Source organism: Nonomuraea sp. LP-02 (genome assembly GCF_036289125.1).
Taxonomy (GTDB): Bacteria; Actinomycetota; Actinomycetes; order Streptosporangiales; family Streptosporangiaceae; genus Nonomuraea; species Nonomuraea bangladeshensis.
This window is the reverse complement of the sequence record NZ_JAXCLK010000001.1, coordinates 5,236,386-5,257,529: the sequence shown is the minus strand read 5'-3', so window position 1 is coordinate 5,257,529 and position 21,144 is coordinate 5,236,386. Positions and strand designations below refer to the sequence as shown.

Genomic DNA, 21,144 nt, shown 5'->3' with positions numbered 1-21,144 from the left:
CCCGGGTCCGTCCCACCAGGCGGCCGGTCGTGGTCCTGGCCGGTGAGGACAGGAACGATCGTCTGTGCCTGCGGGTGCTTCTGGAGGATCTGTGCCCGGAGATGCGGGGACGGCTGGTCGAGATCGGGGACAGTGTCCGGCTTCACCAGGCGACGGGCGTCAACCTTGCGGCCCGGGCGGAGACGCTGGCGCGCAAGGTGCGGGCGCGGGCAGCGCGGGAGAGCGCCGACGTGGCCTGCGTGTTCGTGCACGAGGACCTCGACCGCGTCGACGACGATGACGTGCCTGAGTTGCGCGAACGCGTGCAGAAGGCGCTCGGCTCGGCTCTTGGCAACGCGCACTACGCTCTCGCGGTGTCCGAGGTCGAGGCGTGGTTACTTCTCTTTCCTGAAGCTTTGACCGCCCTGGTCTCCGCCTGGTCGCTTCCGTCCAGGTACAGAGGGAGGGACACCGGTCGGATCCCGGACCCCAAGAGGATCCTCACGGAGGAGGTCAGCGGGACCGGGCGGCGATACCGCGAGTCCGATGCTCCTGGCGTGCTGGAGCATGCTGCTCGGCGCGGCCTGCTCCCCGGCCCGGCCGGACGCAATCGGTCCTTCGACCGGTTGCGGGCCGACGTGGCGGAATGCTGTGCTCACCATCTCTGACCGGGGGTCAGCGGAGGGTGGTGAAGAAGGCGATGATGTCGGAGGTGAGCGCTTCCGTGGCGGTGTGGGCGGTGTAGTGGCCGCGGGCCGGGGCGGGGAGCGTGCGCCAGGAGACGATGCGGCTGTGGTCGCGGTCGGCGAAGCGGCGGATGGACTTGAAGTCGCCCTCGCCCATCGCCAGCGCGAGCGGCACCGTCGTCGGCTCCTTCGGCTGCTCCATGCGGGCGTTCTCCCAGTACAGCCGCAGGGCTGAGCCGGCGGTGCCGGTGAGCCAGTGGATGGCCGCGTTGGCGAGCACGAAGTCGTCGTCCAGGTCCTCGTCGAAGAGTTGGGCCAGCCAGCCGACCAGCCCGGCGGGGGAGTCGGCGAGGGCGTGGGCGAGGGTCTGCGGCTGCTGGGAGTGCAGGACGTTGAAGGCGCCCTTCTCCTTCCAGAACCAGTCGAGCACGGCGAGCCCCGCCTGCTCCTCCTCGCTCAGCCCGGCGAACTCGGCCGGGTCGCCGGAGGGGAAGGAGAACACCTGCGTCACGTGCACGCCTGCCACGCGCTCGGGGGCGAGCCTGCCGACCTCGGGGGAGATCATGGAGCCGGCGTCGTTGCCTGCCACGCCGTAGCGGTCGTAGCCGAGCCGGGACATCAGCTCGGTCCAGGCGCGGGCGATGCGCTGGTTGTTCCAGCCGAGCTCCTTGGTCGGGCCGGAGAAGCCATAGCCGGGCAGGGACGGGATGACCAGGTGGAAGTGGCGCGACAAGGGCTCGATCGCGTCGAGGTACTCCATGATCGAGCCGGGCCAGCCGTGGGTGAGCAGGAGCGGCAGGGCGTCGGGGTCGGCGGCGCGGACGTGCACGAAGTGGATGTTCTGCCCGTCGATCTCGGTCGTGAACTGCGGGTACGCGTTCAGCCGGTCCTCCACCGCCCGCCAGTCGAACGCGTCGCGCCAGCGGGTGACCAGGCGCCGCACCCGCTCGACGGCCACGCCCTGGTCGGCGCCGGGGATCTCGTCGGTGAAGCGGGCGAGGGCGAGGCGGGCCTGGAGGTCGTCGAGGTCGGCCTGCGGGACGGCGACGCGGAAGGGGGTGATGGTCGTCATGACGAGATCCTCTCGGAACGGTTCGTTCTGTTCCAAGAATATCAGAACGGAATGCTTCATTCCACCAAAATGCGCTCCTCGCCCGCGTACACGTTGCACCGCTCGCCCCGCAGGAACCCGACCAGCGTCATCCCGAACTCCCTGGCCAGCTCCACCGCCAGCGACGACGGCGCCGAGACCGCGCACACCACCGGCACGCCCGCGGCCAGCGCCTTCTGCATGATCTCGTAGCTGGTCCGGCCGCTCACCACGAGCACGTGCCCGGCCAGCGGCAGCCGCCCGTTCAGCGCGGCCCACCCGGTCAGCTTGTCCACGGCGTTGTGGCGGCCCACGTCCTCGCGCACCACCACCGGCTCGCCCGCCCCCGTGAACAGGCCGGCCGCGTGCAGCCCGCCGGTCTTGCCGAACACGCCCTGCCCGCGCCGCAGCGCGTCCGGCAGGCCGTACAGGACGCCGGGGGCGAGCCGCAGCGTGTCCTCCGGCAGCGGCCGGCAGCGGTCGCGCAGGGCGTCCAGGCCGGCCGAGCCGCACACGCCGCACGCGCTGGAGGTGAGGAAGTGCCGCTCCAGCGCCGGCAGGTCGGGGACGGCGCCGCGCAGGCGCACGGTGACGGTGTTGTAGCGGGCCTCCGGCGGCAGGTCCTCGTCCGTGCAGTACGCGATCGACGCGATGGCCCCCGGCCCGGCCAGCCCCTCACCGTGCAGGAACCCGGCGGCCAGCTCGAAGTCGTGACCGGGCGTGCGCATGGTGATCGCGACGGTCCGCTGCTCGCCGCCGGCCCCGGTGACCCGGATCTCCAGCGGCTCCTCGGTGGCCAGGTCGTCGCGGCGCTCCCGGACCGCCGAGCCGTTGAGCTCGCGGACCCGGGCGCGGGTCGTGGGGCCGGGCCGGGTCTTCACAGCGCCCGCACCGTGACGAGGGCGTTGTAGTCGGGAATGCGCGCCTGCGGCGAGCGCCGGCTCTCGTCCAGCAGCACGTTGCCCTCCGGCCAGTGGATCTGCAGGTTGCCCGGTTGCAACGGGGCCCGCAGCACCCTCCCCTCGTACGTCCGCCCGCCCGAGCGCAGCTCGACCCGCGCGCCGTCGGGCAGGCCGAGGCGGTCGGCGTCGTACGCGCTCATCAGCACCGCCTCGCGCGTCGCCCCGTTGAAGCCGTCGCGCCGCTCGTGGACCATGCTGTTGAACTGCTTGCCGCGCCGCGTCGCCACCATGAACGTGCCGTCCGGCCGCTCCAGCGCGGGCAGCGTCACGGCGGAGAACCGGCCGCGCCCGTCGGGCGTCTGGAAGCGGCCGTCGGCGAACAGGTGCCGCCCGCCGTACTGCACGTTGTCGCCGAAGCGGGCGAGGCCCGCGATGCCCGCGTAGAACGGCACCGCCCGCTCGATCTCGTCCCGGATCTGCGGCGTGCCGGTGAACCTGACCCGGTCGGCGATCTCGGGCCGCACCCGCGAGGCCAGCTCGGTGAAGATCTTCCACTCCGGCCACGCCTCGCCGACGCGCGGCCCCTCCACCTCAGGCGAGAAGATGATCCGCCGCTCGGTGGAGGTCTCGGTCACGCCGCCGACCATCTCGTAGCGCGTCTGGGCGGGCAGCAGCAGCACGTCGCCCGCGCCCGGCACCAGCATCTGCGACGACAGCACGATGTCCACGTGGACGCGGAGCGGCAGCCGTTCCAGCGCCTCCCTGCAGTAGGCCGGGTCGGGCAGCACCTCCAGGAAGTTGCCGCCGGAGGAGATCAGCGCGTCCAGCTCGCCCCGGTGGGCGGCGTCGATCATGTCGGTGGCGGTCAGTCCGGGGGAGTCCGGCACCTCGAATCCCCACAGCTCGGTGAACCGGGCCGCGTTCTCCGGGGTGACGGGCAGGCCGCCGGGGAGGCCGGTCGCGTACGCGCCCATCTCGGCGCCGCCCTGCACCCCGCTGTGCCCGCGAATCGGCATAAGTCCGCAGTTGTCCCGCCCGAGGAACCCGCGGGCGAGCGCCAGGTTGACGATCGCGCGTACGTTGTCCTCGCCGTAGGCGTGCTGCGTAATGCCCATCGACCACACGAGCACGGCCGAGCGGGCCTCGCCGAGCAGCCGTGCCAGGCGGAGCATGTCGTCCCTGGAGGCCCCGGACAGCGCCTCCAGCTCCTCCCACGACTGGGCGGCGACGGCCTGGCAGACGTCCTCGAAGCCGGTCGTCCGCTTCTCGACGAACTCCTTGTCCACCCAGCCGTTCTCGACCAGGTGCTTGAGCACGCCGTTGAGGAAGCCGATGTCGCCGCCGACGTTCACGCCGAAGAACTCGTCGGTGATCTTCGTGCCGAACAGCGCGGACTCGGCGTTGGACGGCACCCAGTAACGTTCCATCCCGGGCTCGCGGTAGGTGTTGACCATGGCGATCCGGGTGCCGGCCTTCTTGGCGTGATAGAGGTACTTCATCGCGACCGGCTGGTTGTTGGACGGGTTCGAGCCGACGAAGACGATGAGGTCCGAGCCGATCCAGTCGGTGTAGGAGCAGGTCGTGGCCGCCGCGCCGATGGTCTCCTTGAGCGCGACCGTCGAGGGCGAGTGGCAGATGCGGGCGGCGTTGTCCACGTTGTTGCTGCCGAGCGCGCGCACCGCCTTCTGGGCCGCGTAGTAGTTCTCGTTGGGCACGCCGCGGCTGGTCAGGTAGGTGCCCGACCGCTTGCCGCGCAGCCCCTCCGCCGCCACGCGCAGCGCCTCGTCCCAGGACACGCGGGTGAACCCGGGCTCGCCGGCCCGCCGCAGCATCGGGTAGGGCAGCCGCCCCAGCTCCCGCAGCTCCGCGCTGCGCCGCCCGGCGAGCGCGGAGACGTCGCCCAGCAGCGAGACGTCCAGGGCGGGCATGGTGTTGAGCGGCAGCAGCCGCAGCCGGATGTTGCACAGATGGATCTCGTCCATCGTCCAGTCGCGCATGCCCTGCGTGCCGAGCGCGCACCCGTCGCAGGTGCCCTGGTTGAGTATGCGCCAGGCGTAGCGTCTGTTGCCCTTGACCGACTTGAACGCCTTCCACAGCTCCAGGTAGTTGTTCGGCTTGCGCAGCCCCAGGCCGAACGGCCGCCACGAGGCCCAGTTGCGCGGGTCCAGATGCTTGCTCATCAGATACCTCCGAGGAGACCCCCGCCTTGAGGCGGGGGAGGAATCGGACTCCTGCGGAGCGGGGCAGGAGCAGGCGTTACGCCGTCAGGCGGACCGCCGTCGTCTTTCGGAATCGGCCGGTGCGCGAGTGATCTCGCACCTAGGATCGAGGAATGGCGCAGCTGGTGAAGCGGGCCTACAAGTACCGCTTCTATCCGACCCCCAAGCAGGCCGAAGAGCTTGTCCGGACGTTCGGCTGCGTACGCCTGGTCTACAACAAGGCCCTGCAGGAGCGGACCCGCGCATACCAGCTGGAAGGTCGCGGCGTCTCCTACGCCGAGTCGTCGGCCGCGCTGACGGCGTGGAAGAAGACACCCAAGCTGGCGTTCTTGTGCGAGGTGTCGTCGGTGCCGCTGCAGCAGACGCTGCGGCACCTGCAGACGGCGTTCGCGAACTTCTTCGCCCGCCGGGCCAAGTACCCCACGTTCAAGAGCAAGAAGCGGTCGCGGGCGTCGGCCGAATACACCCGTTCGGCGTTCCGCTGGCGTGACGGCCGGCTCACCCTGGCGAAGATGAACGTGCCGCTGGACATCGTGTGGTCGCGCCCGCTCCCGGAGGGGGCCGAGCCGTCCACGGTCACCGTGTCCAGGGACTCGGCCGGGCGGTGGTTCGTGTCCCTGCTGGTCGAGGAGAAGATCGCGCCTTTGCCTCCGGTCGAGCGGTCGACGGGCGTGGACGCCGGCCTCACCACGCTGGCCAAGGCGCAGCGGGCGCTGGCCCGCAAGCAGAAGGGGTCGAACAACCGGGCCAAGGCCCGGCTGCGCGTGGCGAAGATCTACGCCCGGATCGCCGACCGGCGCCGGGACTACCTGCACAAGGTCACCACACGGCTGGTTCGCGAAAATCAAGCGATCGCCGTGGAGAACCTGTCCGTCCGCAACCTGCTCAAGAACCACGCGCTGGCCCGCGCCATCTCCGTCTCGGTCTGCGGGCCCCTGCAGGAAGAGATGCCGTTGAGCGTCCGTGTGTGGGTCTGTGCGTGTGGCGCGGTCCATGACCGGGAGGTGAACGCGGCCCGGAACATGCTGCTCGCCGCCGGGCCGGCGGAGAGCTGAAACGCCTGTGGAGCTGGTGTAAGACCTCAAGCGGGAGTCCTCCTCTCGGGCGGGCGATCGGCGGTGAAGCAGGAAGACCGACCGGCGACGGTCGGACTCCCCCTCGTGCACGAGGGGGAGGATGTCAAATCGCCATCCTCTCTCCCTGCAAAGATAGGTGGATGCCCGACTCGCGTTATTCCGACCTCGACCGTCCGCCGCTCTCGGAGGCCGCGCTCAACCGCGCCCTCGTCCGTCCCGGCGGCCTGTGGACGGGCGTCACCGTCGTGGAGCGCACCGGCTCCACGAACGCCGACCTCGCCCGTGCCGCCCAGGAGGGCGCCGCGGAAGGCGCGGTGCTGGTGGCCGAGGCGCAGGAGGCCGGGCGCGGCCGGCTCGGCCGGGTGTGGAACGCGCCGCCGCGCTCGGGGCTGACGTTCTCGATCCTGCTCCGGCCGGAGGTGCCGGTGGCGGCGCAGGGCTGGCTGCCGCTGCTGTACGGCGTGGCCGCCGCCTCCGCCGTACGCCGCCTGGCCGAGGTGGACGTACGCCTGAAGTGGCCCAACGACCTGCTGATCGGCGAGCGCAAACTGGCCGGGGTGCTGGCCGAGCGGGCCGACGACGCCGTGGTCGTCGGCATGGGGCTGAACGTCTCGCTGCGCGCCGCCGAGCTGCCGGTCGGCACCGCCACGTCGCTCGCCATCGAGGAGGCGGCCTGCCTCGACCGCGATCCGCTGCTGCGGGCCGTCCTGCGCGAGGTCGAGGTCCACTACCGCGAGTGGACGGCGGCGGGCGGCGACGCCGAGGCGTGCGGGCTGCGCGCGGCCTACCTCGCCGCCAGCGCCACCGTCGGCCGCCAGGTCAGGGTCGAGCTGCCCGGCCGGCCGGAGCTGATCGGCCGGGCGAGCGGCATCGACCACTCCGGCTGCCTGGAGGTCGAGGGGCCGGACCGGCTCCACACGCTGAGCGCCGGCGACGTCGTCCACGTGCGGCCCGCGGAATGAGGCATCGGCGTGGCCCCCGGACGGCGTTGGTGGCACGATTTGGCCCATGACCCTTCCCGACCATCATCTGACGCAGGGTGAGCGGCGGATCCGGGCCTTCCACCCCCACTGGAAGCGCCTGATCGGACCGGCCGTCGCTCTCGTGCTCATCGCCGCCGCCTCCGGCGCGGCGCTGTGGTTCATCCCGTCGGACTGGCAGTTCGCCCTCTACGCCAGGGCCGCCGTCGTCGTCATCGCGCTGATCCTGCTGACGATCTGGTCGTTCACGCCCTATCTGCGCTGGAAGAACACCGGGTACGTGCTCACCACCCACCGCTTCACGATCAGCCGGGGGGTGCTCAACAAGTCCACCGACGAGATCCCGATCGCCAAGGTCAACACGGTCAGCTCCGACCAGACCCTGGTGGAGCGCATGCTCGGCTGCGGCACCCTGACCGTCGAGTCCGCGAGCGACCGCGGCGAGATCGTGCTGCGCGACATCCCGCACATCCAGGACGTCCGCCACGACCTGTTCCGGCTCGTCGAGGACGCCTCGGACGGCGAGATCGACGGCCGTTGAGCAGTCAGGGGCGGCCGACGGCCGAGGAGGTCGAGCGCCTGCTGCTCGGCCGGCCGCCGCGTCACACGCGGGCCAGGGTCGCGGAGCTGAGCGGCGTGCCGCCGGAGCTCGCCGGGCGCATCTGGCGCGCCCTCGGCTTCGCCCAGCGCGCCGACGACGCCGTCGCGTTCACCGACGCCGACGTCGAGGCGCTGCGCCGGGTCCGCCACCTGCTCGACACCGGGCTGCTGGACGAGGAGACGGTCGTCCGCATGGCCCGCGCGCTCGGCCAGACCACGGCCAGGCTCGCGCAGTGGCAGGCCGAGATCATGACGAGCGCGATGCTGCCGCCCGAGCCGGGCGAAGGCGACCTCGCCCGGATGCTCGACGCCACGCGCGGACTGCTGCCCGACTTCGAGCGCGTGCTCGTGCACGTCTGGCGGGCCCAGCTCGCCGCCGCCGGCACCCGGCTGCTGGCCCTCGCCGACCTCAGCGACGAGCCGCTGCTCACGCGGGTGCCGATGGCGGTGGGCTTCGCCGACCTCGTCTCCTTCACCAGCCGCTCCCGCGAGCTGGACGAGCGGGAGCTGGCCGCGCTGGTGGAGGGGTTCGAGTCGCGCGCCTCCGACGTGGTGGCCTCGCACGGCGCGCGGCTGGTCAAGACGCTGGGCGACGAGGTGCTGTTCACCGCGCCGGGCGCGGCCCAGGCCGCCGCCATCGCGCTCGACCTGGTCGAGGCCGACGAGCTGCGGATCGGGCTGGCGTACGGGCCGGTCGTGCCGATGATGGGCGACGTGTTCGGCACCACGGTCAACCTGGCCGCCCGGCTCACCGCGATCGCCCGTCCGGGCTCCGTGCTCGTGGACGCCGCGCTCGCCGCCGAACTGGACGGCGAGCCGCACGGCTTCGCCCTGCACCGGATCAGGAAACGCCCGGCCAGGGGGCTCGGCGTGGTGCAGCCCTTTGTCTTGCGGAGATCATCCCTCTGACACAAGATGGCTGGCATGCCGTACGAAGTGCAGGGCGTCGTCGCCCGTGGTAAGGGCCAGGAAGTCTCACTCGAAACCGTCGTCGTCCCGGACCCGGGGCCGGGCGAGGCCGTCGTGAACGTACAGGCCTGCGGGGTCTGTCACACCGACCTGCACTATCGGGAGGGCGGGATCAGCGACGACTACCCGTTCCTGCTCGGCCATGAGGCGGCGGGCGTCGTCGAGGCGGTCGGCGACGGCGTGACCGAGGTCGCGCCGGGCGACTTCGTGATCCTCAACTGGCGCGCGGTGTGCGGCCAGTGCCGGGCCTGCCTGCGCGGCCGTCCCTGGTACTGCTTCAACACCCACAACGCGCGGCAGAAGATGACGCTCAAGGACGGCACCGAGCTGTCGCCTGCGCTCGGCATCGGCGCGTTCCTGGAGAAGACGCTGGTGGCCGCCGGCCAGTGCACGAAGGTCTCGGCCGACGCTCCGGCGCAGGTCGCGGGCCTGCTCGGGTGCGGCGTCATGGCCGGGATCGGCGCGGCGATCAACACCGGCGGCGTCACCCGCGGCGACAGCGTGGCGGTGATCGGCTGCGGCGGCGTCGGCGACGCGGCCGTCCTCGGCGCCTCGCTGGCCGGCGCGTCGAAGGTCATCGCGGTGGACGTGGACGAGCGCAAGCTGGAGTGGGCGCGCGGCTTCGGCGCCACCCACACGGTCAACTCGCGGGAGAACGACCCGGTCGAGGCGATCCGCGAGCTGACCGGCGGGTTCGGCGCGGACGTCGTCATCGAGGCGGTCGGCCGGCCGGAGACCTACGAGCAGGCGTTCTACGCCCGCGACCTGGCAGGGACCGTCGTCCTGGTCGGCGTGCCGACCCCGGAGATGCGCATCGACCTGCCGCTGCTGGACGTGTTCGGCCGCGGCGGCGCGCTGAAGTCCTCCTGGTACGGCGACTGCCTGCCGAGCCGCGACTTCCCGATGCTCATCGACCTGTTCCTGCAGAACCGGCTGCCGCTGGACAAGTTCGTCACCGAGACCATCGCGCTCGACCAGGTCGAGGAGGCGTTCGCCAAGATGCACCGCGGCGACGTGCTGCGTTCGGTGGTGACCTTCCAGTGATCGACAGGGTCATCACCTCGGGGACGTTCTCGCTGGACGGCGGCACCTGGGAGGTCGACAACAACGTCTGGCTGGTGGGCAACCACCGCGAGGTCGTCGTCATCGACGCCGCCCACGACGCGGAGGCGATCGCCGCTCGGGTCGGCGGGCGCGAGGTCAAGGCGATCCTCTGCACCCACGCGCACAACGACCACATCAACGCCGCCCGCGAGCTGGCCGAGCGCACCGGCGCCCCGATCCGGCTGCACCCGGCCGACCAGGTGCTGTGGGAGCAGGAGTACGGCGACAAGCTCGGCTACGAGCCGCTGGCCGACGGCGAGCGCGTCGAGGTGGGCGGCTGCGTGCTGGAGATCCTGCACACTCCGGGGCACGCGCCGGGCGCGGTGTGCGTCCACGGGCCCGAGCTGGGCGTGCTGTTCAGCGGGGACACGCTGTTCAAGGGCGGGCCGGGGGCGACCGGGCGGTCCTACTCGTCGTTCGAGACGATCATCGACTCGATCAGGAAGCGGCTGCTGACGCTGCCGCCGGAGACAGTGGTGCACACCGGCCACGGCGAGTCGACTTCGATCGGCGCCGAGGCCCCGCATCTGGAGGAGTGGATCGCGCGCGGTCACTGAAGATCACCGGGAGGTAGCTCACTGTGAGCCAGCTTACATAGGCAAGCCTTACCACAGTGGGCTACTCTTAGGTGTGCCTAACCTAGGCGTCAGTTCCCGCTGAGAGGCCATCCCCGAGAATGTATGCGTGTATTTGTCGTGCTGTGACAGAAAATGAGGTGCACGACTGCATCGCCGCCGGGGCGAAAAGTGCGAAGCAGATTCGCGACACCACTGGTGCGGGCGGGGACTGTGCCCGTTGTGTGCGGAAGATCTGTGCGATCCTGAAGCGGTCTGAAGAGTTGACGACCGCATAGCCGGATAGCAGGGGGCCCCGTCATGCAGGGCGACAAACAGATCATCGAGTTGCTCAACGAGCAGCTGACCGCCGAGCTCACCGCCATCAACCAGTACTTCCTGCACTCCAAGATGCAGGAGAACTGGGGCTACACGAAGCTGGCCGAGCACACCCGCGACGAGTCCTTCGAGGAGATGCGGCACGCGGAGCGGCTCACCGACCGCATCCTCTTCCTCGAAGGGCTGCCCAACTACCAGCGGCTCGGCACCCTGCACATCGGGCAGACCGTCGAAGAGCAGCTCCACGCCGACCTTGAGGTCGAGCTGGCGGTCGTCCAGCGCCTGCGCCCCGCGATCGCGCTCATGCGCGAGAAGGGCGACATCACCTCGGCCAACATCTTCGAGGACATCCTCCGCGACGAGGAGGAGCACATCGACTACCTGGAGACCGAGCTCGGCCTCATCAACAGTCTGGGCATCCAGCTCTACCTGGCCCGTTACGCCAAGACCGAGCACAAGGACAAGGACTACTAGCCCGCTGAGTGGTTCGCCCGAATCTCCGCGAAGTGGCCCGCTTCGGGGGATCGTTTCGTTCCTAGGGTGGTCGGCATGACGAGCAAGAACGTTTCCGGTCTGCGGATCTTCCTGGCCGGCGGCGCGGGGGTGCTCGGCCGGCGCGTCATCCCGCTGCTGGTCGCGGCGGGACACACCGTGGTCGCCACCACCCGGCACGAGACGCGTACGGGCCCGCTGTGCGACCTCGGCGCCACGCCAGCGCTGGTGGACGTCCTCGACGCCGCCGCCCTGGCCGCGGCGGTCCGCGACTCGCGGGCGGACGTGGTCATGCACCAGCTCACCGACCTGGCCGGGGGAGACCTGGCCGCCAACGCCGCGCTGCGCCGCGACGGCACCCGCAATCTGGTCGACGCCGCTCTCGCCGCCGGGGTGCGCCGGATCGTGGCGCAGAGCATCTGCTGGACGTACGTGCCGGGCGCGGGCCCCGCCCGCGAGGGCGAGCCCCTGGACCTCGGCGCGCCCGAGCCGCGCCGCACCACGGTCGCGGGCGTGGCGGCCCTGGAGTCGGCGGTGGCCGAGCTGCCCGAGTGGGTGGTGCTGCGCTACGGCCTGCTGTACGGGCCGGGCACCTGGTTCGAGCCGCGCGGCCTGCGCGCGGCCGAAGCGCGGGAAGGGAAGCTGGTGGCGGGCGCCGACGTGACGAGTTTCGTGCACGTGGACGACGCCGCGGCGGCCGCCCTGGCGGCCCTGGACTGGCCGGCGGGCCACGTCAACGTCTGCGACGACGAGCCGGCCGCCGGGCTCGACTGGGCTCCCGCGTTCTGCCGCGCGGTCGGCGCGCCCGCGCCGCCGGTGTCCGGCGCGCCGGCGAACCCGGCCGCGCGCGGCGCGGACAACCGGCACGCGCGGCGGGACCTCGGCTGGACGCCCGCGTACCCGTCGTGGCGGGAGGGTTTCGCGGCCCTCACCGATGATCGCGATATTCCGGACACCCACCATTCCGGGACATTCTCGAACGGCAGGGTTGAGCATTCCCGCGGTGGGCATGATGAGCCGATGCCCGTGCGCGGGAAGGCGCGGTAATTTAATCACGACCAACCGTATTTTAGTCGTGTTTGCCCAGGTCAATGGATAGGTCAACGACGAGTCAAACCGCGCGCTGTAGCCGGGAAACGATCGCTTAAGGTCCTACGATCGCTTTATGACCTGCGTACTTCTCGCCGAGGATGACACCTCGATCTCCGAGCCGCTCGCGCGCGCCCTGCGTCGCGAGGGCTATCAGGTCGAGGTTTCCCCCGACGGCCCGCAAGCCCTGGAGCGGGCCCTGTCGGGCGGCATCGATCTCATAGTTCTGGACCTCGGGCTGCCGGAGATGGACGGCCTGGAGGTGGCCCGCCGCATCCGCGCCGAGGGCCACGGGACCCCGGTCCTGATCCTCACGGCGCGCGTCGACGAGGTGGACACCGTCGTCGGTCTCGACGCCGGGGCCGACGACTACGTGACCAAGCCGTTCCGGCTGGCCGAGCTGCTGGCCCGGGTACGCGCCCTGCTGCGGCGCGGCACCTCCGAGACCCCGGTCGTGCAGGGGGTGCGCATCGACGCCGACTCCCGCCGCGCCTGGATGGGCGACAAGGAGCTGCACCTCACGACCAAGGAGTTCGACCTGCTGCGGGTGCTGGTCCGCGACGCCGGCAAGGTGGTCACCCGCGAGCAGATCATGCGCGAGGTGTGGGACACCAACTGGTGGGGCTCCACCAAGACGCTCGACATGCACATCTCCTGGCTGCGGCGCAAGCTCGGCGACGACGCCGCCAAGCCGCGCTACATCACGACCGTCCGGGGAGTCGGCTTCCGGTTCGAACGCGAGTAGGCGCATGCGCCGTCGACTGCTCACCTCCACCCTGGTCGTCGCGGTCATCGCGGTCCTGTTGCTGGGGGTCCCCCTGGGCGTCGTGGTGAGCCGCCTGATCGTCGACGAGGCGGCTCAGGAGCTCGGGGCGGAGGCCAAACGTCTCGTGGGAGAGGTCGAGTACGCCCGCGTCCAGGAGACGCCGCTCGATCCTCAGCAACTGGAGCAGAAATACCCGGGCAGATACATCCAGATCTGGGAACGCGGAACCCCCCTCCGGGTGACCGTCGTCGGCACCGCACCGGCGTCCGGTCACCTCATGACGGAGGACGCCCAGACCAACACCGGCGTCTACGTACGCATCAGCCGCGACCGTGACCAGGTCGAGCGTGACGTACGGGCCCGTCTGCTGCTCATCGTCGCCCTGGCCGTGGCCGCCCTGGCGGTGGCCGTGAGCCTGGCCGTCGTGCAGTCCCGCCGTCTGACGCTGCCCCTGCGGGACCTCGCGAAGATCGCCGAGCGGCTGGGGTCGGGCGACGCGCGGCCGAGCAAGCACCGCTACGGCATTCCCGAGCTCGACCGCGTGGCCCAGGTGCTCGACCGCAGCGCGGCCCGCATCTCCGACCTGCTGACGCGGGAGCGCGAGTTCGCCACCGACGCCTCACACCAGCTCCGCACCCCGCTCACCGGCCTCACCATGCGCCTGGAGGAGATCGTGGCCTCGGCCGGCGAGCCGGAGGTCGTCCGCGAGGAGGGCGAGGCGGCGATCGTCCAGGCCGAGCGGCTGACCGCGGTCATCGACGAGCTGCTGGCCGCGGCGCGCCGGCAACGGCACGCCCAGGCCGAGCCGGTGTCCATCGACGAGGTGCTGATCCAGCAGGTGAGGGAGTGGGAGCCGGTGTTCAGGGACGCCCACCGCGAGCTGCGGCTGGAGGGGACGCGCGGGCTGAAGGCGCTCGCCACCACCGGCGGGTTCGGCCAGGTGGTGGCCTCGCTGCTGGAGAACTCGCTGCGGCACGGGGGCGGCAGGGTCACCGTCACCAGCACCAGCGGCGACAACTACGTGGTGGTCGAGGTGGCGGACGAGGGCCCCGGCATCGCCGACGAGATCGCTCCGAAGATCTTCGAGCGGAACGTCAGCGGCGGCGGGGGCACCGGTCTCGGCCTCACGCTCGCGCGGGCGCTGGCCGCCGCGGACGGCGGCCGGCTGGAGCTGGTGCGGCGGCGGCCGGCGACGTTCGCCGTCTTCCTGCGGCCGGCCGAGGACGACGGCCACGGCCGGGGCAACCGGGTGGTCAGCGGTCCTGCTTGACGCCCTGGCCGGGAAGCTCGACCGGAATGGGCTCGGTGGCCTCCAGGAACACCCACTTCTTGTACGACCAGTAGCGGAAGAGGGTGCCGAGCCCCACGCCGACGATGTTGGAGATGTTGACCGACAGCGTGTCGGTGAGTCCGAGCGTGTAGGTGGTGAAGCCGATGGCCAGGATGCCGAAGAGCAGCGCGATGCCGTTGAGCAGGAAGAACAGGAAGTATTCGCGCCCGAGCCCGGTCTGCTCGCGGTGGCGGAAGGTCCAGTAGCGGTTGCCGAGGTAGGCGAACGTGGTGGACACGACCGTCGCCACGAGCTTCGAGGTCAGCGGGCCGAGGCCGATCACGACGTGGCAGAAGTTGAGCAGGCCGGTGTCGATCACGAAGGCCACCGCGCCGATGCTGCCGAACTTGGCCAGCTCGTGAACCAGGGACGAGAACCGCTCGTAGAGGCGCTTGACGACTTCCACGGGTCTGTTTCGGTCCCTTCTTCGCTGCCTGGCTCTTCGCGGATCGTCAGCCGGGCTCGATCTGTCCAGCGTACCGGCCGGGTCGTAGGGCCGGTGTCAGACGGATGAACTTACCCGGTCACGACGTACTCATGAAATATCCAGCAATGTCGGGCGTATTCCTGGGCTGAGGACTACCCTGCGAGGCGGGCCGCTGGGCGGCCGCGCCCGCGAGGGCACCCGGAACGGCCGCCCAGCGCCCCCTCGGCGGGTGCGGGGCCGCAAACATCTGGTCCGTACGTCCCGGTAAGCTCACCTGGCGTGAGTGCTTACCGCCCCATCGGTCCGGTCGTCGGCATCGTCGGCGCAGGTCAGCTGGCCAGAATGTCCCAGCCGCCCGCCATCGCGCTCGGCATCGAGCTGCGGGTGCTGGCCAACGCCCCCGACGAGAGCGCCGCCCGCGTCATCGTCGACACGCGCATCGGCGACTACCGCGACCTCGACGTGCTGCGTGAGTTCGCCCAGGGCTGCGACGTCATCACCTTCGACCACGAGCACGTCCCCACCGAGCACATCGAGGCGCTCATCGCCGAGGGCCACGCCGTGCACCCCGGGGCCGCGGCGCTCGTTCACGCGCAGGACAAAGCGGTCATGCGGGAGCGGCTCAGCGCCATCGGCGTGCCCTGCCCGGCCTGGGCACGGGTGTCGTCCGCGGCCGACGTGACGGCCTTCGCCGAGCAGCACGGCTGGCCGGTCGTGCTCAAGGCGGTGCGCGGCGGCTACGACGGCCGCGGCGTGTGGGTGTGCCGTGACGCGGCCGAGGTCGAGGAGGCCATGGCGGCGGGTGTGCCGCTCATGGCCGAGGCGTTCGTGCCGTTCGAGCGGGAGCTGTCCGTCGTGGTGGCCCGCTCGCCGCACGGCCAGGGCGTCAGCTACCCCGTCGTCGAGACCGTCCAGCAGGACGGCATCTGCGTCGAGGTGCTCGCCCCCGCGCCCGGCCTCGACCCCGAGCAGGCCGCGCAGGCCCAGCGCATCGGGCTCACCATCGCCCACGAGCTGGGCGTCACCGGGCTGCTGGCGGTCGAGCTGTTCCAGACCTCGTCCGGGCTCGTGGTCAACGAGCTGGCCATGCGCCCGCACAACAGCGGCCACTGGACGATCGAGGGTGCTCGCACCTCGCAGTTCGAGCAGCACCTGCGGGCCGTGCTCGACCTGCCGCTCGGCTCGCCCACGATGACCTCGCAGGTCGTCGTCATGGCCAACCTGCTCGGCGGCGACGACCCCGACCTGTTCAAGCGCTACGAGCACGTGCTCGCCCACGACCCCGGCATCAAGCTGCACTTCTACGGCAAGGAGGTGCGGCCCGGCCGCAAGATCGGCCACGTCACGGCAGTCGGCTCCAACCTCGACGAGGTCCGCGCCCGCGCCCGCCACGCCGCCGTCCACCTCATGACAGGGGAATATGCATGATCGGCATCGTCATGGGGTCGGATTCCGACTGGCCGGTGATGAAGGCGGCGGCCGAGGCGGTCGCCGAGTTCGGGGTGCCGTTCGAGGCCGACGTCGTCTCCGCGCACCGCATGCCCACCGAGATGATCGACTACGGCCGGCAGGCGGCCTCCCGCGGCCTCCAGGTGATCATCGCCGGCGCCGGCGGGGCCGCGCACCTGCCCGGCATGCTGGCCTCCGTCACGCCGCTGCCGGTCATCGGGGTGCCGGTGCCGCTGAAACACCTCGACGGCATGGACTCCCTGCTGTCCATCGTCCAGATGCCGGCCGGGGTGCCGGTGGCGACGGTCGCGGTGGGCGGCGCCCGCAACGCCGGGCTGCTCGCCATCCGCATCCTCGCCGCCGCCGACCCCGCCCTGCGGGCCCGGATGGAGGAGTTCCAGCAGCGGCTGAAGGAGCAGGCGTACGCGAAGGGCGAGCGCCTGCGCGCCGAGGCCAAGGAGCTGTAGCCGCGGCGGTCACTGGGCTGTAGCCGGGGCGGCCGTCAGCGGTTATCGTGCCGGGATGGACGCCGTGATCCGGGCGCACGCCGCCCGCGTCCGGGCAGCGGATCCGCTGGTCGCGGGCCAGGACGAGTTACGGGGCAAAGACCACATCGAGGCGCGCGGCGCCGTCGGTCGGGCCAGCGTCGAACGCGTCGATCCCGGCAGCATGCGCGCCTCCTGGTCCCCGCTGGTGGTGCACCGCCTCCAGGCGCGCGTCGCGGGGCCGTCCCCGGAGGCGGCGCTCGGCGCGCTGCTCGACACCTGGCTGGCCGGGATCCCGCTCGACGAGCAGGGACAGGCGCTCACCGTGACCTGGCCGAGCCGCGACGTCGCACCCGTACGCGCGCTGGCCGCCCGCAACTTCGCCCCCGTCGTGGCGCAGGCGGTACGCGCCGGCATCGCGGGAACGGCGCAGGGCGCGGGCGTCCGCCGGGCCACGCCCGACGACCTGGAGACGCTGGCCCGCCTGTACGAGCGGCTGGTGGCCTACGACGCCCACTTCGGCTGGGTGGCGGTGCGCGCCTCGACCGCCTCGCGGATCAGGACGTTCCTGGCCGCGGAGGTCATGCCGACGGAGTGGTGCTGGCTGGCCGAGGGGGCCGACGGCACGCCGCTCGGCTGCGTCATCGTCCAGCCGCCCGCGTACTGCGGCTGGATCGCGGGCAGCGTGGACGCCTCGCCGGTGGCGTACCTCAGCGTCCTGTACGTCGATCCGGACGCCCGGGGGCGCGGCGTCGGGGCGCTGCTCACGGACGTGGCCCACGGGTACGCGGCGGCCCAGGGCGTACGGACCATGCTGCTCCACCACGCCCTGCCGAACCCGCTCTCGACCCCGTTCTGGGCGCGCCGCGGCTATCGTCCGCTCTACACCCAGTGGGTACGCCACCTGGGGGTATGACCTGGTTTGCGGGCCGGCTTCAGGGGCGGCCGAGCGCCCGGTAGTGCCAGCCCGCCGAGCGCCACGTCTCGGCGTCCAGCGCGTTGCGCCCGTCGACGATGCGGCGCGCCGCGACGACCCCGCCCAGCTGCTCGGGATCGAGCGCCACGAACTCCTGCCACTCGGTGAGCAGCAGCACCACGTGCGCGCCGCGCACCGCCTCGACGACCGACTCGCCGTACTTGAGCTCGGGATGCGCCTTGCGGGCGTTGTCGAGCGCGATCGGGTCGTACACGGTGACCCGGCCGCCCTGGTGGCCGATCTTCACGGCCACGTCCAGCGCCGGCGAGTCGCGGATGTCGTCGGAGTCCGGTTTGAACGCCGCCCCCAGCACGCCCACCACGCACCCGTGGAAGGAGCCGCCCGCCAGCTCCCTGGCCAGGTCGACCATCCGGGCGCGGCGCCGCATGTTGATGGCGTCCACCTCGCGCAGGAACGTCAGCGCCTGGTCGGCCCCCAGCTCCCCGGCGCGGGCCATGAACGCCCGGATGTCCTTGGGCAGGCAGCCGCCGCCGAAGCCGAGCCCGGCGTTGAGGTAGCGCCCGCCGATGCGGTCGTCGTACGACAGCGCCTCCGACAGCTTCTGCACGTCGGCGTGGGCCGCCTCGCAGACCTCGGCCATGGCGTTGATGAAGGAGATCTTCGTGGCCAGGAACGCGTTCGCGGCGGTCTTGACCAGCTCGGCCGTGGCGAAGTCGGACACCACGATCGGAACGTCGCCGAGCGGCTCGTACACCTCGCGCAGCACCTTCTCGGCCCGCTCGCTGCGTACGCCGAACACGAGCCGGTCGGGGCGCATGGTGTCCTGGACCGCGTGGCCCTCGCGCAGGAACTCGGGGTTCCAGGCCAGCTCGGTCAGGACCCCCGCCGGGGAGAGCCGGGCGAGCTTGTCGGCCAGGCGCTCGGCGGTGCCGACGGGGACGGTGGACTTGCCGACGACCAGGCACTCGCGATCGAGGAGCGGGGCGAGGGACTCGACGGCGGCGTCCATGAAGGACACGTCGGCGGCGTACTCGCCGCGCTTCTGGGGGGTGCCGACGCAGATGAAGTGCACGTCGCCGAAGGCGGCGATGTCCTCGTAGGAGGTGGTGAAGCGCAGGCGCCCGGATTCGAGGCCGCGGCGGAGCACGGGTTCGAGTCCCGGCTCGTGGATGGGGAGCTCGCCGCTGTTGAGCCGCTGGACCTTGTCGGCGTCGATGTCGAGGCCGAGGACCTCGAAACCGAGGTCCGCCATGCAGGCCGCATGCGTGATCCCCAGGTATCCGGTCCCGATCACCGTGAGGCGATATGGCACGAGGGTGCTCCTTTCGATCGCGCACGCATGCTATCGGCCTCCTGCTGCTCCGTACGTGCCACCTGGTTCTCGGCGCAAACCGTACCGGCTGGTAACAAGATGGTCGGACGTCCTAGTATTTGATGCATGAGCTTCCCTCTGTACGCACCGGCCGAAGAGCACGACATGCTCCGCGAGACGGTCCGCGCCCTGGCCGACGAGAAGATCGCCCCGTACGCCGCGGCGGCCGACGAGAACGAGGAGTTCTCCTGGGACGTCTACAAGGCGCTGGTCGCGGCGGACCTGCACGCCGTGCACGTGCCCGAGCAGTACGGCGGCGCCGGGGCCGACGCCCTCGCCACGGTGATCGTCATCGAGGAGGTGGCGCGGGCCTGCGCGTCGACCTCGCTGATCCCCGCCGTCAACAAGCTCGGCACCGTACCGCTGCTGCTGTCGGCGTCGGAGGAGCTCAAGGCGCGCTACCTGAGGCCGGTGTCGCGGGGGGAGGGCATGTTCTCGTACGCGCTGTCGGAGCCCGAGGCCGGCTCGGACGCGGCGGCCATGAAGACGCGGGCGGTCGCGGACGGCGACTCGTACGTGCTCAACGGCACCAAGATGTGGATCACCAACGCGGGCGTCTCCGAGTACTACACGGTCATGGCCGTGACCGACCCCTCCGCCGGCGCGCGCGGCATCTCCGCCTTTGTGGTTGAAAAGTCCGACGAAGGCGTCTCCTTCGGCCCGAAGGAACGCAAGCTCGGCATCAAGGGCTCGCCGACCCGCCAGGTGATCATGGACAACGTCCGCATCCCGGCGGACCGCATGATCGGCGCCCCCGGCACCGGCTTCAAGACCGCCCTCGCCACCCTGGACCACACCCGCATCACCATCGCCGCCCAGGCCCTCGGCATCGCCCAGGGAGCCCTCGACTACGCGGTGGGATACGTCAAGGAGCGCAAGCAGTTCGGCCGGCCGGTCGCCGACTTCCAGGGCGTGCAGTTCATGCTCGCCGACATGGCGATGAAGCTGGAGGCGGCGCGGCAGCTCACGTACCACGCGGCGGCCAAGTCCGAGCGCGCCATGAACGGCGAACCCCAGAAGGACCTCACGTTCCTGTCGAGCGCGGCCAAGTGCGCGGCCTCGGACGCGGCCATGGAGATCACCACGGATGCGGTGCAGCTGCTGGGCGGGTACGGGTACACGAAGGACTTTCCGGTGGAGCGCATGATGCGCGACGCCAAGATCACCCAGATCTACGAGGGTACGAACCAGATCCAGCGCATGGTCATGGCCCGCCAACTCCTCAAGTAGGCGTTGCCGAAAGGCAAGGTCTTCACAGGGGGCGCTTCGCGCAAAAAGCTCAGGCCGTTCTCATCGGGGGGCACAGCCCCCCGAACCCCCAGCACAAAGGCGCGGTCCTCGCAGAGGGGCGCTTCGCGCATGGGGCTCGGGCAGCTTCATTGGGGGGCACGGCCCCCCAACCCCCAGCTAAACCCTGCTGCCGGCTGTCGGGCCATCGACGTAGCCGTAGTGTGGTTCGCTGCGGTCCCGAGTCCATTTGCGTGTACCTCGAGTTCTGAATCACTCGCGACGCCTGGAAGCCGGCCAGCTGAGACGTACGTCAGCGGGGCTCAACACCGACACCAGGCAATCAACTGCGTCGATCGCCGTCTATAACGAGCATGGGAGCGGCTGGGCGTGCTCACTGAGTGGGCTCCTCGCGCACCAGATACGACCCTGTTGTTCCTTCATCGCGCCTGCCCGAGCAGGATGCGCAGCCAGAGCCGTGCGGCCTGGGGGGGCACGCATCCGATCGGATTCGTGCTCGGTCACGCCGTCAGAACGGTAGAGCCGCCGTATGAAGTGCAGGCCGCCTGCCTGGCACAGTTCGTACACGATGTGCTGACACTCGCAGGTGTGATCGCGCACCCGGAACCGGTTATTACGGGGATCGGGCTCCTGCCAGGTGAGCCGTTCGTAGCCGGCTTGGGGCGCGGCCGGATGAACCCTGTGGTATGGCTTCCCGCAATCACCCAGGTCCGTCACGGGCTCACCCTCGCGTTGCGCGAAAGGGTAGGGCGAGTTCGTGCTGCCATTCCAGCTCTCGGACGAGCGCGGCGCACCGATGGTCCATGTCGGTCAAGCACGCGCAGGGGGCCTGCAGGCAGGCAACGTGATCGACAAGATGCTGCAAGGGAACCCCCTACGCAAGCTCCTAGACCGAGCCGCTGCGTACCTCGGCCTGCCGTCCGGGTACCTGCCTGCCCGCGTGGTCTCTGAACGTAAGCGGCGCGAGCAAGCACGAAAAGCCGAAGTGCCGGATGCCGCAAGCCAAGAGATCATGCAGCCGACTTCTGAGTGACATTGCCCCGAGTTCTTA

21 protein-coding genes and 1 pseudogene are annotated in these 21,144 nt (G+C 70.9%); 17 read left to right on the top strand and 5 right to left on the bottom strand.

Annotated elements, in window-relative coordinates:
* The first annotated feature begins 29 nt into the window (after positions 1 to 29).
* Entirely contained in the window at positions 30 to 647 is a 618-nt protein-coding gene (locus SMD20_RS24340; protein ID WP_329584893.1) for a hypothetical protein, read from the top strand.
* Positions 648 to 654: 7 nt separating this feature from the next.
* Here the strand turns inward: SMD20_RS24340 and SMD20_RS24335 are convergent, their stop codons facing one another.
* Genes SMD20_RS24335 through SMD20_RS24325 form a run of 3 tightly spaced genes read right to left on the bottom strand, consistent with a single transcriptional unit; the run spans position 655 to position 4,837 of the window.
* Entirely contained in the window at positions 655 to 1,737 is a 1,083-nt protein-coding gene (locus tag SMD20_RS24335) for an epoxide hydrolase family protein (RefSeq protein ID WP_329584892.1), read from the bottom strand.
* Between the two features lie 56 nt (positions 1,738 to 1,793).
* Positions 1,794 to 2,636 carry a formate dehydrogenase accessory sulfurtransferase FdhD gene (gene fdhD, locus SMD20_RS24330; RefSeq protein ID WP_329584890.1) on the bottom strand — a complete coding sequence of 281 codons (843 nt, stop codon included), beginning with the start codon at positions 2,634 to 2,636 and terminating at the stop codon, positions 1,794 to 1,796.
* Positions 2,633 to 4,837 (bottom strand): FdhF/YdeP family oxidoreductase, encoded by a 2,205-nt coding sequence (locus SMD20_RS24325; RefSeq protein ID WP_329584887.1) that lies wholly within the window; start codon positions 4,835 to 4,837, stop codon positions 2,633 to 2,635. The genes fdhD and SMD20_RS24325 overlap by 4 nt, the downstream gene beginning before the upstream one ends.
* A gap of 152 nt (positions 4,838 to 4,989) precedes the next feature.
* On the opposite strand from SMD20_RS24325, the pseudogene SMD20_RS24320 reads away from it, so the two are divergent.
* From SMD20_RS24320 to SMD20_RS24270, 11 genes and pseudogenes are all read left to right on the top strand, one after another.
* Positions 4,990 to 6,021: pseudogene (locus SMD20_RS24320) on the top strand (RNA-guided endonuclease InsQ/TnpB family protein); the annotation flags it as partial.
* Positions 6,022 to 6,092: 71 nt separating this feature from the next.
* Complete coding sequence (locus tag SMD20_RS24315) at positions 6,093 to 6,914, top strand: biotin--[acetyl-CoA-carboxylase] ligase (protein ID WP_329584883.1); 822 nt, start codon at positions 6,093 to 6,095, stop codon at positions 6,912 to 6,914.
* A gap of 46 nt (positions 6,915 to 6,960) precedes the next feature.
* Positions 6,961 to 7,473, top strand: coding sequence for a PH domain-containing protein (locus tag SMD20_RS24310; protein ID WP_329584881.1), 513 nt, complete (start codon positions 6,961 to 6,963; stop codon positions 7,471 to 7,473).
* A complete protein-coding gene (locus SMD20_RS24305) occupies positions 7,470 to 8,441 on the top strand; it encodes an adenylate/guanylate cyclase domain-containing protein (RefSeq protein ID WP_329584879.1) in 972 nt (323 codons plus the stop codon). The genes SMD20_RS24310 and SMD20_RS24305 overlap by 4 nt, the downstream gene beginning before the upstream one ends.
* 15 nt (positions 8,442 to 8,456) lie before the next feature.
* Positions 8,457 to 9,545, top strand: coding sequence for an S-(hydroxymethyl)mycothiol dehydrogenase (locus tag SMD20_RS24300; protein ID WP_329584876.1), 1,089 nt, complete (start codon positions 8,457 to 8,459; stop codon positions 9,543 to 9,545).
* Positions 9,542 to 10,162 carry an MBL fold metallo-hydrolase gene (locus SMD20_RS24295; protein WP_329584873.1) on the top strand — a complete coding sequence of 207 codons (621 nt, stop codon included), beginning with the start codon at positions 9,542 to 9,544 and terminating at the stop codon, positions 10,160 to 10,162. The genes SMD20_RS24300 and SMD20_RS24295 overlap by 4 nt, the downstream gene beginning before the upstream one ends.
* 119 nt (positions 10,163 to 10,281) lie before the next feature.
* Positions 10,282 to 10,458 (top strand): (2Fe-2S)-binding protein, encoded by a 177-nt coding sequence (locus SMD20_RS24290; RefSeq protein WP_091089695.1) that lies wholly within the window; start codon positions 10,282 to 10,284, stop codon positions 10,456 to 10,458.
* A gap of 22 nt (positions 10,459 to 10,480) precedes the next feature.
* The gene (gene bfr / locus SMD20_RS24285; protein WP_329584869.1) at positions 10,481 to 10,972 is read left to right on the top strand and encodes a bacterioferritin; all 492 of its coding nucleotides are present in this window, start codon (positions 10,481 to 10,483) and stop codon (positions 10,970 to 10,972) included.
* Positions 10,973 to 11,047: 75 nt separating this feature from the next.
* On the top strand, positions 11,048 to 12,037 hold the full coding sequence (locus SMD20_RS24280; RefSeq protein ID WP_329584866.1) for an NAD-dependent epimerase/dehydratase family protein: 990 nt from the start codon (positions 11,048 to 11,050) through the stop codon (positions 12,035 to 12,037).
* Positions 12,038 to 12,155: 118 nt separating this feature from the next.
* On the top strand, positions 12,156 to 12,824 hold the full coding sequence (locus SMD20_RS24275; RefSeq protein WP_012888073.1) for a response regulator transcription factor: 669 nt from the start codon (positions 12,156 to 12,158) through the stop codon (positions 12,822 to 12,824).
* Between the two features lie 4 nt (positions 12,825 to 12,828).
* Positions 12,829 to 14,115 (top strand): ATP-binding protein, encoded by a 1,287-nt coding sequence (locus SMD20_RS24270; protein ID WP_329584863.1) that lies wholly within the window; start codon positions 12,829 to 12,831, stop codon positions 14,113 to 14,115.
* Here SMD20_RS24270 and SMD20_RS24265 read toward each other — a convergent pair.
* The gene (locus SMD20_RS24265) at positions 14,099 to 14,581 is read right to left on the bottom strand and encodes a GtrA family protein (protein WP_329584860.1); all 483 of its coding nucleotides are present in this window, start codon (positions 14,579 to 14,581) and stop codon (positions 14,099 to 14,101) included. The two genes, SMD20_RS24270 and SMD20_RS24265, sit on opposite strands and share 17 nt — an antisense overlap.
* Before the next feature lie 300 nt (positions 14,582 to 14,881).
* Between SMD20_RS24265 and SMD20_RS24260 the strand changes: the two genes are divergently transcribed.
* Genes SMD20_RS24260 through SMD20_RS24250 form a run of 3 tightly spaced genes read left to right on the top strand, consistent with a single transcriptional unit; the run spans position 14,882 to position 17,452 of the window.
* A complete protein-coding gene (locus SMD20_RS24260; RefSeq protein WP_329584857.1) occupies positions 14,882 to 16,030 on the top strand; it encodes a 5-(carboxyamino)imidazole ribonucleotide synthase in 1,149 nt (382 codons plus the stop codon).
* The gene (gene purE / locus SMD20_RS24255) at positions 16,027 to 16,518 is read left to right on the top strand and encodes a 5-(carboxyamino)imidazole ribonucleotide mutase (protein WP_329584855.1); all 492 of its coding nucleotides are present in this window, start codon (positions 16,027 to 16,029) and stop codon (positions 16,516 to 16,518) included. The genes SMD20_RS24260 and purE overlap by 4 nt, the downstream gene beginning before the upstream one ends.
* Before the next feature lie 55 nt (positions 16,519 to 16,573).
* Positions 16,574 to 17,452 carry a GNAT family N-acetyltransferase gene (locus SMD20_RS24250; protein WP_329584853.1) on the top strand — a complete coding sequence of 293 codons (879 nt, stop codon included), beginning with the start codon at positions 16,574 to 16,576 and terminating at the stop codon, positions 17,450 to 17,452.
* 19 nt (positions 17,453 to 17,471) lie between these two features.
* Here SMD20_RS24250 and SMD20_RS24245 read toward each other — a convergent pair whose 3' ends face one another.
* Positions 17,472 to 18,785, bottom strand: a complete 1,314-nt coding sequence (locus SMD20_RS24245) for a UDP-glucose dehydrogenase family protein (RefSeq protein WP_329584852.1) — start codon at positions 18,783 to 18,785, stop codon at positions 17,472 to 17,474.
* Positions 18,786 to 18,911: 126 nt separating this feature from the next.
* Here SMD20_RS24245 and SMD20_RS24240 point away from each other — a divergent pair, with 126 nt between their 5' ends.
* Positions 18,912 to 20,075, top strand: coding sequence for an acyl-CoA dehydrogenase family protein (locus SMD20_RS24240; protein WP_329584851.1), 1,164 nt, complete (start codon positions 18,912 to 18,914; stop codon positions 20,073 to 20,075).
* Positions 20,076 to 20,850: 775 nt separating this feature from the next.
* Positions 20,851 to 21,126 carry a hypothetical protein gene (locus SMD20_RS24235; protein WP_329584850.1) on the top strand — a complete coding sequence of 92 codons (276 nt, stop codon included), beginning with the start codon at positions 20,851 to 20,853 and terminating at the stop codon, positions 21,124 to 21,126.
* Positions 21,127 to 21,144 lie beyond the last annotated feature (18 nt).